Origin of the sequence: Zooshikella ganghwensis (assembly GCF_018263875.1) — a bacterium.
GTDB classification, from domain to species: Bacteria; Pseudomonadota; Gammaproteobacteria; order Pseudomonadales; family Zooshikellaceae; genus Zooshikella; species Zooshikella ganghwensis.
The window spans coordinates 247,548-262,905 of sequence record NZ_JAEVHG010000001.1; the positions used below are offsets into that span (position 1 = coordinate 247,548).

The 15,358-nt window shown below is 40.2% G+C and carries 13 protein-coding genes; 8 read left to right on the forward strand and 5 right to left on the reverse strand.

Translation table 11 applies throughout. The annotated features are described in order from the left end of the window. Window positions 1-9 precede the first annotated feature (9 nt). A complete protein-coding gene (locus KHS79_RS01015) occupies window positions 10-1,677 on the forward strand; it encodes an NAD+ synthase (protein WP_212715903.1) in 1,668 nt (555 codons plus the stop codon). 85 nt (window positions 1,678-1,762) lie between these two features. Here KHS79_RS01015 and sodB read toward each other — a convergent pair whose 3' ends face one another. Together sodB and KHS79_RS01025 are read right to left on the reverse strand one after the other, a co-directional pair. Beyond that, complete coding sequence (sodB, locus tag KHS79_RS01020) at window positions 1,763-2,344, reverse strand: superoxide dismutase [Fe] (protein WP_094788326.1); 582 nt, start codon at window positions 2,342-2,344, stop codon at window positions 1,763-1,765. A gap of 361 nt (window positions 2,345-2,705) precedes the next feature. Beyond that, the gene (locus KHS79_RS01025; protein WP_212715905.1) at window positions 2,706-3,830 is read right to left on the reverse strand and encodes a saccharopine dehydrogenase family protein; all 1,125 of its coding nucleotides are present in this window, start codon (window positions 3,828-3,830) and stop codon (window positions 2,706-2,708) included. 200 nt (window positions 3,831-4,030) lie between these two features. Between KHS79_RS01025 and KHS79_RS01030 the strand changes: the two genes are divergently transcribed. Both KHS79_RS01030 and KHS79_RS01035 read left to right on the forward strand, forming a co-directional pair. After that, entirely contained in the window at window positions 4,031-4,912 is an 882-nt protein-coding gene (locus KHS79_RS01030; RefSeq protein WP_212715907.1) for a coiled-coil domain-containing protein, read from the forward strand. 566 nt (window positions 4,913-5,478) lie between these two features. Beyond that, window positions 5,479-6,558 (forward strand): hypothetical protein, encoded by a 1,080-nt coding sequence (locus KHS79_RS01035; protein WP_212715914.1) that lies wholly within the window; start codon window positions 5,479-5,481, stop codon window positions 6,556-6,558. Window positions 6,559-6,581: 23 nt separating this feature from the next. Here KHS79_RS01035 and KHS79_RS01040 read toward each other — a convergent pair whose 3' ends face one another. Then, entirely contained in the window at window positions 6,582-8,801 is a 2,220-nt protein-coding gene (locus KHS79_RS01040; RefSeq protein ID WP_212715930.1) for an SUMF1/EgtB/PvdO family nonheme iron enzyme, read from the reverse strand. 302 nt (window positions 8,802-9,103) lie between these two features. On the opposite strand from KHS79_RS01040, the gene KHS79_RS01045 reads away from it, so the two are divergent. Next, window positions 9,104-10,012, forward strand: a complete 909-nt coding sequence (locus KHS79_RS01045) for an FHA domain-containing protein (protein ID WP_212715932.1) — start codon at window positions 9,104-9,106, stop codon at window positions 10,010-10,012. 96 nt (window positions 10,013-10,108) lie between these two features. On the opposite strand, the gene KHS79_RS01050 is transcribed toward KHS79_RS01045, so the two are convergent. Next, window positions 10,109-11,086 (reverse strand): universal stress protein, encoded by a 978-nt coding sequence (locus tag KHS79_RS01050; protein ID WP_212715934.1) that lies wholly within the window; start codon window positions 11,084-11,086, stop codon window positions 10,109-10,111. 178 nt (window positions 11,087-11,264) lie between these two features. Between KHS79_RS01050 and KHS79_RS01055 the strand changes: the two genes are divergently transcribed. From KHS79_RS01055 to yjjG, 4 genes are all read left to right on the forward strand, one after another. Then, window positions 11,265-12,236: an OmpA family protein gene (locus tag KHS79_RS01055; RefSeq protein ID WP_027708539.1), complete on the forward strand. Its 972-nt coding sequence runs from the start codon at window positions 11,265-11,267 to the stop codon at window positions 12,234-12,236. A gap of 240 nt (window positions 12,237-12,476) precedes the next feature. After that, window positions 12,477-12,839 carry an outer membrane protein assembly factor BamD gene (locus KHS79_RS01060; RefSeq protein WP_206196789.1) on the forward strand — a complete coding sequence of 121 codons (363 nt, stop codon included), beginning with the start codon at window positions 12,477-12,479 and terminating at the stop codon, window positions 12,837-12,839. A 331-nt stretch (window positions 12,840-13,170) separates the two neighbouring features. After that, complete coding sequence (locus KHS79_RS01065) at window positions 13,171-13,533, forward strand: PilZ domain-containing protein (RefSeq protein ID WP_027708538.1); 363 nt, start codon at window positions 13,171-13,173, stop codon at window positions 13,531-13,533. Between the two features lie 439 nt (window positions 13,534-13,972). After that, on the forward strand, window positions 13,973-14,662 hold the full coding sequence (gene yjjG / locus KHS79_RS01070) for a pyrimidine 5'-nucleotidase (protein WP_212715936.1): 690 nt from the start codon (window positions 13,973-13,975) through the stop codon (window positions 14,660-14,662). Between the two features lie 82 nt (window positions 14,663-14,744). Here yjjG and yjjX read toward each other — a convergent pair whose 3' ends face one another. Continuing rightward, a complete protein-coding gene (yjjX, locus tag KHS79_RS01075; RefSeq protein ID WP_027708536.1) occupies window positions 14,745-15,287 on the reverse strand; it encodes an inosine/xanthosine triphosphatase in 543 nt (180 codons plus the stop codon). Between the last annotated feature and the right edge of the window lie 71 nt (window positions 15,288-15,358).

A 15,358-nucleotide genomic window follows, 5' to 3' on the forward strand; every position in this document is an offset into this window, starting at 1 on the left:
GGAATGTCTATGAAAGTAACCTTAGCCCAATTAAATTATCGTATTGGTGACTTGGCAGGAAACTGTAAAAAAATAGCTGATGTGATACAGCAACAGGGAAATCAAGCGGATTTAATTGTTTTTTCTGAACTTTGTATTACTGGCTATTATCCGCTGGATTTATTGGATAAACCAGACTTTATAGCTAATCAGGATGAGTACATCGAGCGTATTAAAAAACTGTCTGAGCAATATTCAGCAGGTATTATTATAGGGGTTGTTGATCGTAATACGTTTTCTGGTAAACCGTACCATAATGCGTTGATGTTAATTGAAAACGGTAACAGTTGTTTTATTTATCATAAAAAACTATTACCAACCTATAATATTTTTTCTGAAGCACGCCATTTTGAACCAGGAAAAATACCCGGTGTTTGTTTATTCCGTGGTCACCGGTTAGGCTTTTTAATTTGTGAGGATGGCTGGAATGATCAAGCGCCTTATCACTATGATAATAATCCAGTGCAGGATCTTGCTCGGGAAAAACCTGATTTGATCTTAGCCATAAATAGTTCGCCTTCTAATACAGGAAAACAGGAAGAACGGGTTTTACGATTCACGCATATTGCTAAACACTGTCATGCGCCATTGGTTTATGTGAATCAAACGGGTGCGAATGATGACATTGTTTACGATGGTGCGAGCTTTGTTTGTGATGGAGAAGGGCAAGGAATACTTCAACTTCCAGCATTTGAAGAACATGTTGCAACGCTAACGATACCTGATGAAGCTGATAAAAACACATCTGTTGTGAGTTTGCTCAGTATGGATAATACGACACTTTATTATCAGCAGCTCATTATGGGTATCAGGGATTATGTGGCTAAGTGTGGTTTTCCTGGAATTGTAGTAGGCTCTTCTGGTGGAATTGATAGTGCTTTGACAATAGCACTTGCAAAGCTGGCCATTGGTGCTGATAAGGTGACTGCTATTACCATGCCCTCGCGCTTTTCATCAGAAGGTAGTCTACAAGACTCAAAAGCGTTGTGTCGTAACTTGGGCATTAAGCTTTATACCTACTCTATTGATGATGAGTTTGCTTTATCTTTACAATCTTTTTCGAATGTATTTAAGGAGCCTGCAAGAGGACTCACCGCTGAAAATATTCAAGCGAGGATTCGTGGTCGGGTGTTGATGGAGTACAGTAACCAGACTGGCTATTTAGTGTTATCAACGGGTAATAAAAGTGAGCTGAGTATGGGTTATGCGACCTTGTATGGTGACATGTGTGGTGGATTAAATGCATTGGGTGACTTGTATAAAATGCAAGTTTATGCGTTAGCTAATTACTATAATAAGCTTCATCCAGAAGCCGCTATTCCTCAGGAAATTATTGACAAAGCACCTTCAGCTGAACTGGCTGAAAATCAGCAGGATAGTGATTCATTGCCTGAATACCCGGTGTTAGATGCTATTTTGCGAAAGTATATTGAAGGTGATTTAATTTCGGTGAATGAACAACAGCAAGATAATGTTATTTTGCAACAAGTGTCGGCTGAAGTGATTGCTGATGTCAAAAAACGAGTTGATGGAGCTGAGTTTAAACGCCGCCAAGCTCCACCTATTATTCGTGTACAACGCCGTTCTTTTGGAATGGGTCGTCAACTGCCAATTAGTGGGAGTTATGCTCATTGGTAAAATTAAGCCAGCGACTTTTTGTTGAGATGAAGTCACTGGCTTAGATTATTACGTACAGGTTATGGTTTAACTTGTACTGTAAAGCTTATTCTGCATAATTCTTGGCCGCAAACTCCCAGTTGACCAACGCCCAGAATGCTTTGAGATAGTCAGGACGTGAGTTACGGTAGTCGATGTAGTAAGCATGTTCCCATAAATCAACGGTTAACAAAGGCTTTTGGTTAGTTGTCAAAGGGGTAGCCGCATTGCTGGTGTTTACTATTTCCACACTACCATCTTCATTTTTAACCAGCCATGTCCAGGAAGAGCCAAAGTTATTAGCCGCTCTGTCATTCCATTGAGCTTTAAAGTCTTCAAATGAACCAAATGCTTTGTTGATGGCATCAGCAAGTTCACCTGTAGGCTCACCACCTCCGTTTGGGCTTAGGCAGTGCCAGTAGAATGTGTGGTTCCAAATTTGTGCCGCATTGTTAAACATACCACCCTCAGCATGTTTAACAATATATTCCAGATCTTTGCCTTCAAGTGCTGTGCCTGGCAGTAAACCATTTAATTTGTCAACATAAGTCTTGTGGTGTTTACCATAATGGTAGTTAAGAGTTTCTTCAGAAATGTGTGGCTCAAGGGCGTTGCGCTCATAAGGTAAAGCTGGTAGTTCGATAGCCATATGCTACTCCCATTATCTCATCATTAGGTGCTAATCAATTACGGATTGCCAAAACAGTTATTGATGTACGTTAACTGAAGTCTAGGCAACAAGGTTTTCCCTTTGAGAAAGTTACTATAGAGAGGTATTTTTTTATTCCTCTTTTCATCGATTCCTTTTTATACATATACCCATGGGTCTGGGGTGTTTTATGTATAAGAAGTCACATGATGTTACCCACAAAACATTCACTAAAGGCGTCAGTTTTTATGCAATCTTAGCATTTTGGCTGATGCCTATCTACGTGATTCATGTGTGGTTATTTATACCCTTCATTATGTATTTTCCTAACTACTTGGTATAGGGTTTGACTTGTGGTTTTTCAAGAGGGTGATTGAGTTGTAATACGAATATTTGAGGTGTTAGGAAGGCTTTCTACACAGTTTCGCCCCATAAGTTGAGAGGGCGTGAAGTATCCTCCTTCACCGGCATAGTTCAACAGAAACTGTAATGCGAGCAGAACGCCTGCAACCGTTAAGTCATAACCATCAGCTGCCTCTAAAGAAGCTCGCTTAATCATTCCTGATGCGTTTTTCACTTCACCCCAAAAGTAGGTAACACTTTGCTTGCGCTCTATATGATTTGGTATCTGAAATCTGGATGATATATATAAATACGCAAGCTTCTTGAGCCAAGGAAACTTGAGTAACCCCCTAAACCAGCGTAAACGTTTTAGCCAGGTTAAATGGGTTGCGTTGACAGGGTAAAGACATTCAATATTGGCGATTTGTGTACTGAAAAACGCAGAAGCAAGATCACCCCAAGGAATCGCGGTTGTTACTTTCTTACCCTGTTTAGTATCAATGTGACGTATATGATAGCCAAATGGTATTGGGATGAGCAGGCCATTTTGCCTGATCTGGCAACCGTTAGCGACTGCATTGTAAAGTGCTTTGACTGAGCCAGGGCTTAGTTTTCCATGCACTTCAAAACCCAGGGATAAGGATGTGGCATCAGGTAATGCATGCTTTAGCGTAGCAGCAATACAATCAGTTGGGATGACATCAAAGCCAACGCCAGGGCACAATACAATGCCTGTTTTCTGAGCTTGGCTATGAAAGCGTTGTACATTGACGAGGGTGGTTAAGTCGCCATTGATGTCTAAATAGTGTACGGCATTAGCAAGGCAGCTTTCTAACAGCGTGGTTGTATTAGGAGGAAATGGCCCAGCACAATTGATTAAAACATCAATATCATTTAGCTGTTCATTAGCTTCATCACCATTCAAAATATTAAAAATACGATAAGAACAGCCAAGCTCAGTGGCCAGGGGCATAATAAACTGCTCTTGTCTTCCTGCAAGAATAGGAGATAGGCCAAGGGCATGTGCTTTACGCGCAACCAGTGTGCCTGTATAGCCATTGGCACCATACAACAAACACTTTCTACCACTCAGTAATTCCTTAAAGTCGCTGTGCGACAATTGTTCCAGCGATTTTCGGAACACGGTGAAATCTCCTAAATAATTTTTTATGCCACCCTGGAGCCTGTGCAAGTCTATGATTGACTTCGCTTTTTGTCATGGCATCTTGCTGGAGGTACATTATCAAAGGTTTAGACGACTTACGCCAGTACTTGGGTTAAGCACGGCATTCCACTACAATCAGCGGTATAGTATTTATTGAGTAACTATTGAGCACCAACTGTATGAGTAGACACCTTGAAGACATCGATGACGACTTGCCAAGTATGGCAATTGCAAGGGACGATATTGCTGACCGTGCAATTCATCGACGTTCACCAGGTAAGGTAAATCAACCTGAGGTTAGAACACGCACTAATCCATTTTGGATATTATTACTACTGCTGCTTGTTGTGGCTGTGACAGGTGGTGGTGTTTTTGGCTATCAGCAGCTAACTGCGTTACAAGCTGAGCTAAATACCACAAAACAAGCCTATGACAAAGCAGTTCAGCAGTTGCAGGATGTTACAGGCAAAGTATCAGCTACTGATGCATCTCTTACTGAGTCAGGTAGTAAAATTCAGCAGGCGATTGATAAAATTCAAATTGATTTAAAGCTTGCTCATTCAGAAATTCGTAAACTTTGGGATTTATCAAACAAGCGTAACAGAGCAGCCATTACTAAAGTGACAAAACAGCTGGCTCAGCAAGAAAAACTATTAGCAGAACTTCAGCCAGTATCAAGTCAGCTGAAACAAACCAACCAATCTTTACAAGTATTGGAAAAACGCTATAAGCAGGTTTCTTCCGATACACAGCAGGCTAAAAAGAGTGTTAAACAAGTACAGGCTTTACAACAAGCGCTTGCCAAACTTGAGAAACAGTTGCAGTCATTGTCTAGCCAGGTGTCTGTTGCCAGTACTGAGCAACTCGCAACCCAGGCGGCTTTACAAGAACAACTGGCACAGCTTGATAAGCAAGTTTCTGGTAAACAGCTTCAGTCTGATGTTGCGGCAAAACTGAAAAGTGTAGATGAGTCCATTCGCTCTATTGACGCTTTCCGTCGCCAGGTTAACAGTCAGTTATTGGCCCTTAAAAACGAAGTACGACAGCTGCGAAACCGCTAACAGGACCTGCTCAAGGTCCTCCTCCTCTGTATCTAACGTCTTACGGTATTCGTTGCTATAAACATCTGATGTTTTCTTATGCAGTGTTTTAGATATATAGGCGCATAAAAGTACTAAAATGCTAAAACAATTCACAGTTCTTGGTTATAAGGCATCACAGCATATCAATGGGATAGCGATATAATCCATTGATAGCTCTATCACGCCAAGCAACGTTCATATAAAAGTGTATTGAATGTGTACTCAGGTATAACTAGGTGTATCGAGAGTGGTAGAGTGGGATGTGTTTTTTAAGAAAGATGCTACCGTAGACCGGTGATAAAGTTACACTTTGCTAGTATTTTAGTGACAGGAAACAGTTTTTGCTGGTAATGAGCGAGTAGCACCAAGTAGTGTAGTGATATTCGGGGTAACAAGTTGCTAAAAAATGTTAGTGCTGTTGAGCAAGGCTGCTTGGTTATCACATAGCTAGTTGCTATGTCTCCTACTTCATCAGTCTAGGTGCAATATTTTGCTTCTTGTTGTTTTAGCAGTAAATAATGAATGCTATTTGAGAGTGTGTTGCAATGCTGAAGTTGTCACAGAGTTTTTTGCTACTACTGAGTGTTTTGTTGGTAGGATGTGGAACGCAGGGCACACGTTCGGGAGGAGGCTTTACCTCCATCAGTCCTGAAGAAGCACCTTTTGACTATAAAGGTGATGATTATGCGAAGCACTTAGGTGCTTATGAAGCACAGTTTAAACGACCTAATCAATGGTTGGCGGGAGGTGATGGTCAATATTACTTTGCTTTTTTTGATGCGTCAGGTCAGTCAACAGGGCTAACAACTAATCAGCTCACTCAGGCCAGCCAAGTGGTTAAATCGACACTGCTTGCTAGACCTTATGCGGTTGCAACTTTCTTTATACCTTCTGGTGATCAGCAATTAATTAGACGACTGCTTAAACAGCAGAAAGGGCTATTAACACCTGCTTATAAATTGACAGCAGAGAGGGAAATAATTCCTGATATTGATCGTACAACACGTTTATTTCATGAATACAGAAATAATTATGGTCTACGGTTAGTGTCTTTGAAAAATACGTTAAAATATCACGTTCGATTTGTAGCCAGTGTTGAAAGCCAATGTCCTACCCGAGCGTCAGAAGGTATTACCAGTTGTGTTATGCAAAGCTGGATGCTTTCGAATAGCTTAAGCAATATATTTAATACCGATAACCCCTACAATGTTGCCTTGTTAAATCGGCTGTTGAACCAAGAGTGGCCTAAGCTAGGTTATATTCTTCTAAATGATCAACCCCTTGTAGAGTCACCGGCTGTAGTGAATATGAAGTTTGCTAACAGCTCCAGGTCTATGAAGCAAGCTACACCTGCAAAACGGGTTCAGGAAATAAAACCTTATTTAAACAGAAGCCGTTGGGATATTGTGCTTGTTAAAAATGCAGATCAAACCCGACGTGAACTTGCGGATAAAATGACTGAAGCAAGTGCTTACTGTGAGGTTAAACTTCTTCCACTAGAAGCGCTTGACCAATATAACCTTGCAACGGCTCCCAGTATCGGTGTCCGAGAAAAAGCTAAAGCGTATACTGATCGTATTGCACAACAGTTTTGTGGCAAGGTCATTCAGCAGTTGGCTCGATAACAAAAATTGTACTATCTACTTGGTTAGCGTTTTAGCTCAAGCACTAGCCGAAAGCCAATTTGCTCATCTCGATAGGCGGGTGTTCGTTTTGCTCGCCGAGCAATACGTAAGTTTTCAATAGGATCAGTGAAACTACCGCCACGAATGACGCGATGGCTACAATGAGCTTTGTTGACCGAGCTGCCATTAGCGGGGTGTTGGCGATATGAATTTAGGTAACAGTCCTGTGTCCATTCTGCGATATTGCCAGCCATATCAAAAAGCTGGAAATCATTTGCAGGGTATTGCCCAACAGCTATTGCTTGAGAGCCTTTCAGTAAGCGTTTTAAATGATTTTCCCAGCAGCCTTCTGCACAGTTAGCTTTACCTACATGAGGCTTATTTCCCCAGACAAAACGAGTATAGCTCCCTGCTCTGGCGGCATATTCCCACTCAGCTTCAGTAGGTAGACGATAAATATAGCCAGTTTGTTTACTGAGCCATTGTGCGTAGGCTTTCGCATCATGCCAGGATATGTGGGTTATGGGTTTTCTACTATCTTTTTCACTAAGTGCTTCGTGAAATACATAACCTGTTTTTTTTATAAATAAAGCGAAATCGGCCCGAGTGATTTCATACTGGCTCATGGCGAAGTCGTTAGCGAGGTTAACCCAATGTAGGGGTTTTTCGCTGGCAGCGCCCATGCCATCATTATCACCCATCCTAAAGCGGCCACCAGGTATTACAACCATTTTGGGACCATCGACACCCTCAGCTAAAGCGTGTTGAATTATCTTACCTTGCTTCATAGCTGGTGTTAGGGTGATGGTTTGCTTGACTTCAGAGGTGTTAATTTCCAGCCACTGTCGTTTAGCCTGGTAACCTGGGTGAGAAACTTCAACCAGATAACGCCCTGGAGGCAACTGCAGATTTTTTGTGTACTTAGGTTTTATATTAATAATACGAATAGTGCTGTCTGGAGGGTGTGTTTTAATTTGTACTGAATAACGTTCAGGGGAAAGTGTTAAATTCACCTGTGTCGGGGCTTGTTTGTGTTGTATGTTGAGTTGCTGTGGTTGATATCCAGGTTTACTGATGCTCACAGAGTAGTGGCCAGGCTCAAGTAATATCCCTTGTCTAAACGCGAGGCTAGAATGATTAAATTGAATTGAGGCATCCTTGGGTATTACATTGATTATCAACGGCATTTTGGAGATAACCGTGCTGGATTGATTTATTGCAGGTGGTTCTTGTTCATTGATGTTAATAGAGGTATCTGACCGTAGTCCATTGTTATTGAGCAACAATATACCTGGGACTGTTAATACTAGACCTGCTATTAATAAAGACTTCCCTGCAGGTTGTTTTTTTAATGGGGGGGAGGATGAGTGTGTGTTGACGAGTATATAGGGGGTAGTACTGTTTGCAGGTGGTGTTGCCCGCAGGTGGCCATGTTCGAGAAATTGATATTGTAGCTGACGTAATGTAAATGAAACTTCTTTGGCTGTTTGAAAGCGATGCTGTGGATTTTTCGCTAATAACAGGTTGAGAAAGGGCTGTAGTCCGCGGTATTTTTCTGGTAGTTGAGGGATAGCAGAATTTAAATGCTTTAAGCTAACCCTAAGTGGAGTATCGCCTCGAAAAGGGGGAAATCCCAAAAGCATTTCGTAACAAATGATGCCGAGACTGTATAAGTCGCTTCGACTATCAAACGACACCCGCCTTGCTTGTTCGGGACTCATGTATTCTGGGGTATAGTTGCTCGAAAAAAAAGCTGCTGATGTTTGCTTGGTTGTAGCATTAAGTGATGCATTGTTAAAGTCACTGAGTACCACTGAACCGTCATTGCGAAATAAAATATTATTGGGCTTTAGCTGCCCATGAGTAATATGTGTTTTATGAACAAAGGTAAGAGCATTGGCAATTTGCTGGAGTATTTGAAGCGTTTTATCTAAAGTTAACCCCTCTTGAATTTTGTCTGCAAGACTACCATTTTCACAGTATTCCATCGCAAAATAAGGGCAGTGATTAGCGGTAAGGCCGCATTCATAAATACTGATAATATGGGGGTGGATAAGGTCTGAAGTCAGCGCCGCGTTTTTTTTAAATAATGCTGTATCTAATTTACGTTGATTTTTATTTGATGTAGTTATTATTTTAACAATAACATAACGTTGTTTAACGCGGTCAATAGCATAGTAGACTTTTTTTTTGTCGTTACCTGCAATAAGTGAAAGTAATGTGTAGTTATTTAGCTCAAGCATACTATAGGCTGCATTTATAGTTTAGTATGTGCCCTCCGCTATAGCTGTTCAGAGTAGGCATAATCAGTGTTTCGTAAATAATGTCTAGAAAATTTGCAGACTTTGTTGTAAAAAAACTATTATGACGTCCGCTTTGATTACTGTTAAGTGCGTGCTTAGCAGAGTGAGAAAAAAGTACTGTTATACTCTTTAACGCAGTTATTGATTAATATAATCATTGGGCAGTACTTTAAGTAAACTAAAAGGCACCTCTAAACTCCTTCGTTATGGGTATAAAGTAACCTTCGCTGGAAAAACAATACATGTTAAAATTGGGCTATAAATATCATACCAAACAATCGATGTGGCTGGTTTCCCAGCGCGTTACTATAGGCAGTCATGCTGATTGTGACTTTGTGATAAAAGATCCCAGCATTTTACCGGAGCATGTTGATTTAATAGTTAAAGATAACCGCGTGACACTCGTTGAGTTAACTCAGCGGGGCACTACGTGGGTTAACGATGTACCTGTCGTATCAAGTTGTCAGCTGAAAGTAGGGGATACTATTAAGCTGGGTCATATTGAACTTATATTAAGTGATCCAAAATATATTCAACCGCCCATTGAACTCCCCAAAAAAGCGGTAAGTGGTTGGTTTTTTAAAGTTGTCGATCGCTCCCTGCCAGAAAAGACATACCCAGTAAATGATACCTTATTGGTAGGGAGGGCGATTGACTGTGATATTAAAATTAACTCTCCCTATCTATCTCGTCGGCACGCTGAGTTATGCCTGTTGGAAGATGTGCTTTACATTAAAGATCTGTCTTCGATCAATGGTACTTTTGTTAATGATGAACCTGTTGCCGAGCAACGCTTAAGGTCAGGGGATCGCATTAGGCTGGATCAGTTAGAATTTATGATAATCGGTCCACCGGATAATCAGCATAATACACTAAGGCGGTCAACACTTAAGGTTGAGTATACGCGTACTACACAAAAAACTGGAACCGATGAAGCAACATCACGAGAGAGTAGCAGTCCAGAGTACAGCATCCAGCAGCCCCAGAGTGCTCATGTTGCTAAGGCTGGGCAGTTTTTTACTAAACCTGAGGTTAAAAATAACAAGTTGCCAATCTGGTCAATCCTGACAGTGATTGTTTCAGGTGGAGGTTTAGGTTATTGGCTTTTTAACTTAGCTAAGCCTTTTGTGATGAAGTTTCTACACTATTAAATATTTCCCGCTAATAAAAATGGTGGTACAAAGCCACACATTATCCGAAACCGCGAAGTATTTCTTTTGTCTTACAATAAGTTTGACTGTATTGATTTAGTTTGTAGTTATTTTGTGATTTTGGTTTGGTTTTATTAGTAGATCACACTGCATTTTTTCAATAAGTTTTTTGGTCGTATTTCCGTGGATAGCTTGATGCCAGTGGCTATGTGGGTGATAACCTAATAAGCAGATGTCGATGCATAGTTCGTCAACAAGTTTGGGGATTACACAATCTGGTATCCCTTGTAACATATAGCACTTGCTGTGCTTTATAATAGAAAACTGTTGTTGCAATTTAATAAGCGCTTCTTGTCGTTGTTGAAGCATAGCCTTAGTATGGTTTTTGTATTCAGTAACTAGATCTGTCTCCAATATTATTGTTTCAGGTAAGGGCGAATACGTATGTACGACATGAAATTGTACCGGTAACTTATTAAAATAAGACTCAGCATATTCGATGAGTGTGCTATCAAAAGAAAACATATCATTATCAGGTAACGGATCTACACAAATCAGAACATTCAAGGTTGGCTGAGAATTTTTTTTAGGTTCACCTTCGGATGTTGACGTATCACAAATAAAAAAAGGAACCCTACACATGTTAAGTAGGTGTATGTCATTGTGATTCAGTAAGTTAGCTTTTTGCTCATGATAAGACGTTGGTTTTATATAAAGATCAACGTGCTGACTTTGAATAAAGTCAATGAGTACTTCAAGCGAATGTGCGTGTTCTCCATAAATAATCTGATAGTGGTATTGATGTTGGGTACACCAGCTCAGGAGTGGTTTGATGTGTTGCTCAAGCTGTACTTTCCATTGTTGATGCAGCTTAGTTTGAAGTGAGCTTGGTAGAAAATGATGAACAAAAAAGTGGTGTTGATAGTATTCCAAAAATAGGGTGACCTGTTTTATGTTTTTTTTGGGGAGGAGTGAGAGTTTTGCTATAGTCTTTGCAATATTTGTATGTAAATCAATGAATAACAGCACATGCTTTGTTGTATGTTGCATTAAGTATTCTTGAGACACAGGCATTCCATTCCTTAAATTTTAACTGTGATTGTTTTATTTTTTTTACAAAGTTTACGTTGTGTAAATTTAAGAAAAAAGTCTAACTATTACCATCAGGTTACATTATTTCACTGTTATTGTGCAGATTGTTTAAATATAATTTTTCACAGAAACGTGATAGTACTGGAGAAGTTTTAAGCTTATGAAAAAATTATCCTTGTTTGCTACAGGCGTTATTTTTGCGCTAGCAAGCCATTCGGTTGTGGCTGAAGAGGAAGTTGTCCCACACGCTTATGTAGCGCCTTCATTTGGCAAATATTTCTTTGATAATGAACGTGATATCGAAGATGACTACCTTTACAGCTTAGACTTTGGTTATCAAATTAATTCCAACCTGGCTGTTCAGTTTGGGTTCGGTAAAATAAATGATACTGAAAACCCTGGACTAGATAACAGTATTGATGCCAAGTGGTATCATTTAGACAGTCTTTATTACATTGCCCCTGTTGGTAAATGGAAGCCTTATGCATTAGCCAGTGCCGCTCACATGCGCATTGATCCAAGCAATGCTGGTACTGATGATGAGACATTACTTGGCCTAGGTGTTGGTGTTGAGCGTGAGCTAACAGATCGTTTGGCATTACGTGCAGATGTACGTGATTACTATAGCCTTGATAATGAAACACATGATCAGGCTGTGATGTTTTCTGTGAAGTTGGCACTAGGTGAAACTAAACGTAAAATTGTGCGTCAAGAGCCACCACCACCAGCTCCACAGCCAAAAGAAATCTATGTAGATAAGCCCGTCAGTATTCGTTTGAATATTGAGTTCGACTTTGATAAAGCTGTTATCAAGCCAGAGTTTTACCCTGAGCTGGAAAAAGTTGCTTCTTTCTTACAGCGTTACTCAAATATTCATGTAACTATTGAAGGACATACCGACTCTGTGGGTAATGATGCCTATAACCTCATGCTGTCTCAGTCTCGTGCAGATGCAGTGCGTCAGGCGTTGATAGAGCAATATAGCATTCAACCTGGACGTTTGACTGCAATCGGTAAAGGAGAATCTGAGCCTGTTGCGGATAATGGCTCCCCAGAAGGACGTCAGCGTAACCGCCGTGTAATCGCGAATATCAAAGCGGTAGAAAAAGTTAAAAAGGTGATTACTGAGTAATCACTATCTTGTTAGCACTGGTACCTGAGTGTTCAGGTGCCAGCCTGCTTCCCCCTCCTTGCTATTCTATGTCCTGTCTGATTTATATTACTTTCCCAGTGAATATCCACTCCGTGATACTCCTAGTAAATAGTTGTGTGTTCTGTAGGGCTGTCTATTTAGCCTAGTCGCTAAAGTTTTTGCACTATACTCCGATAATGCCTATAACAGTCTTGGCGTTGATGGGGATGGTGGTTGACTATGAGGTTGCTAGCACAAGGTTATAAGTGGTGTGGTATTGTAGTGATTGTTGGCTTCACATCTGCTTGTACTACACATCGAATTAGCAACCAGTTAGATATGGCTTATGAGCATTATAATGGCGGCGACTGTGTAGCAACATTGCACTCATTAAGTCGTGTTGATCGTATGATTCGTGCGCGGCGCTACATGCAGCCTGAGGTCTCCTTTTTACGTGGATTATGCTTGGAGAGACAAGGCTATCTCATGGATGCTGTTGAAACCTACCGTTATATTGTAAAACTTTACCCTGAGTCTGAATATGCATATAGAGCTAGAGCAAGATTGAAAGTGCTTGGTGGTGCTCAAAACCCTCTGAAATAAAACACCTGCCTCAAAATGTATCTCTTACATTAGGTGTACTCAATTTTAGTGTATCAATTCAAATAGTTTTCTTGGCCTATTAAATCAGTTGCACTTTTGGCAATTTGGTCGATAGTATATTCTATGCGTCATTAATATTTAACTAAATTGTCTTATACCTTAAATTAACAATAAAATACGTTGTTGAGTTTTTATCCATTAATGTATCGATCAGTAATTGAAAGATATTAAAAAACGAATAAGTTAAAGCAAATGCTTATTGTTTTGTATTGGTGCTTGCGTATTTTTGTTGCAGTTTGAGGTGGGCTTATTACTTTGGTATTGAGCGGCGATGGGTAAAGCGTATCCTTCTAGAGAACAGCGTGCTATTACACGGCACCAGTTAAATGCTTATTTAACAATTTATAATCGTTTCACTGATCGTCCAATTGGGTATATAGGGAATATTTCTGCTCAAGGACTTATGTTGATCAGCGAGATTCCTGTTATGGTGGGGGAGTCTTTTGAAATGCGTATTAAAATTCCACATGAGGTTAGCCCCACAGAAGTATACATTGACTTTAAAGCTGTTAGCCAGTGGAGCAAGCCAGATGTCGATCAGAGGTATTTTGATTCTGGTTTTGAAATTGTCGAAGCAGATCAAGGTATTATTAATCTTGCATCCTCTCTCAGAGAGTTTTTTAGCTTTCGTTAGTCTGCAGTGTTTGATACCTTGTGGGGTTGATCTATCTCGAAAAATATTAATTAATAATTTTCTGCTATTTTAGTTGATTGCTCACATTTCTTTTTTCTTATTTTTGAAAACTTCACTATTTAAGAAATAGTCTGGTTTTCTTGAATACCTTCTATTATTAACTAATCGTAAACTACGCTTGATTAGTGAGTCGGTAGATTAGTTGTTTAATTATAATTCTTTGATAAAGCAGGGTGCTTTTGTTGCCTTTGAAAAATAGTGTTAATATGGCGCTTATACCCAATACGAATGGTTTTTAGGTGCGGCCATCGAGTGACGAAGTCCCATGAGCCTATATTAATAGGTGATTGGGGTGAGGAGTGAAGATAACAAAACCTAGAAATCATTCGTGAAGGTTATACCTTGAGGGTGATGAAGTTAATATGGAGTAAAAGACAGAATGAAGCACTATGAGTGGATTTTGTTCGATGCTGACGAAACTTTGTTTCACTTTGATGCATTCAGTGGGCTACAGCGTATGTTTGCGCAATTTGATGTTGAGTTTTCTACTGATGATTATCTAGCCTATCAGGAAGTCAATAAACCACTTTGGATAGATTATCAGAACGGAGATATTAGTGCTCAAGAACTTCAGCACCAACGTTTTTCAAGCTGGGCTCAACAGTTAAGGGTTTCACCCAAAGACCTAAATAGTGCTTTTTTATCTGCAATGGCGGACATTTGTAAGCCTTTGGAAGGTGCGAATAGTTTAGTCAGTGCACTTTATGGGAAAGTAAAGCTGGGCATAATCACGAATGGATTTACTGAGCTGCAACAGATCCGTTTAGAACGGCTGGGACTGAGAGAGTACTTTGATATACTTGTTATTTCTGAACAAGTGGGTTTTGCAAAACCTCATCAAGCTATTTTTGAACATGCCTTATCTATCATGGGGCAACCAGAACGAAACAAAGTGTTGATGGTGGGTGATAATCCAGATACAGATATTCTGGGTGGTATAAATGCTGGATTTGAAACTTGTTGGTTGAATGTGCATGAAAACCCGACCCCTGAGGCTATTACGCCGGGGTATCAGGTTTCGTCTTTACCAGAGTTAGAACAGTTATTGTTTGCAGAGCAAGATAAGTAGCAGTGATAAACCCTTCGTCCTATACCTGTCGTGTATCAAACTTATGTATTTGCAAATTAAAAAAATACTCACAGGATATACGCTATTTATCGTATAGTTCTTCATAAAGAAAAGGAGCCATCGCGAGCAGTAATGCCTCAGTGTATGTAGATTCTCGTGTGGCTTGCCCGTTAGTTAATAGGCCAATGGCTCCTCCTTTCTGTTTGATATTTTGTGTGTTAAATAACCTATCCATCACATCGCCTAATTCTTCACCTTTTTCCAGTGCCTGGTACACAGAGGTAGGCAACGGCAAAATTGCACTGCGACCGACTGAAAGGCGGCTGTGATTTGCAACAACAACATAGGCGAATGTTGAAGGTCCATATTCAAAAACATCTACACCGCCTTCCAGTGCAACATAGAAGTCAGCGTCCACCTGTTGCTGACAAAACCGTACGCGATTTTCTGCACCTTCACGGGTTTGCTTTGCTGTCATGGGTTGGTCAGGCACCCCAGACGGTGCGTGCATACCTGTACACTCAACGGTGCTACCAGGATAAAGTGAAGCAATGGCATTACGTACTGCATTGATTTTTACAGGATTCTGCGAGCCTACGACAATTTTGATACAATCTTGATTCATAGTGATTAACATCAATTTTGGAAAAGCCTTATTATAACCAACTTAATGTTTTTTGAGGGAGTTACCTGAGT

Bases quoted from the DNA above. Each gene is read 5' to 3' on its own strand.
- KHS79_RS01015 (WP_212715903.1), top strand. From the start codon at position 10: ATGAAAGTAACCTTAGCCCAATTAAATTATCGTATTGGTGACTTGGCA.
- sodB (WP_094788326.1), bottom strand. From the start codon at position 2,344: ATGGCTATCGAACTACCAGCTTTACCTTATGAGCGCAACGCCCTTGAG.
- KHS79_RS01030 (WP_212715907.1), top strand. From the start codon at position 4,031: ATGAGTAGACACCTTGAAGACATCGATGACGACTTGCCAAGTATGGCA.
- KHS79_RS01035 (WP_212715914.1), top strand. From the start codon at position 5,479: ATGCTGAAGTTGTCACAGAGTTTTTTGCTACTACTGAGTGTTTTGTTG.
- KHS79_RS01040 (WP_212715930.1), bottom strand. From the start codon at position 8,801: ATGCTTGAGCTAAATAACTACACATTACTTTCACTTATTGCAGGTAAC.
- KHS79_RS01045 (WP_212715932.1), top strand. From the start codon at position 9,104: ATGTTAAAATTGGGCTATAAATATCATACCAAACAATCGATGTGGCTG.
- KHS79_RS01050 (WP_212715934.1), bottom strand. From the start codon at position 11,086: ATGCCTGTGTCTCAAGAATACTTAATGCAACATACAACAAAGCATGTG.
- KHS79_RS01055 (WP_027708539.1), top strand. From the start codon at position 11,265: ATGAAAAAATTATCCTTGTTTGCTACAGGCGTTATTTTTGCGCTAGCA.
- KHS79_RS01060 (WP_206196789.1), top strand. From the start codon at position 12,477: ATGAGGTTGCTAGCACAAGGTTATAAGTGGTGTGGTATTGTAGTGATT.
- KHS79_RS01065 (WP_027708538.1), top strand. From the start codon at position 13,171: ATGGGTAAAGCGTATCCTTCTAGAGAACAGCGTGCTATTACACGGCAC.
- yjjG (WP_212715936.1), top strand. From the start codon at position 13,973: ATGAAGCACTATGAGTGGATTTTGTTCGATGCTGACGAAACTTTGTTT.
- yjjX (WP_027708536.1), bottom strand. From the start codon at position 15,287: ATGAATCAAGATTGTATCAAAATTGTCGTAGGCTCGCAGAATCCTGTA.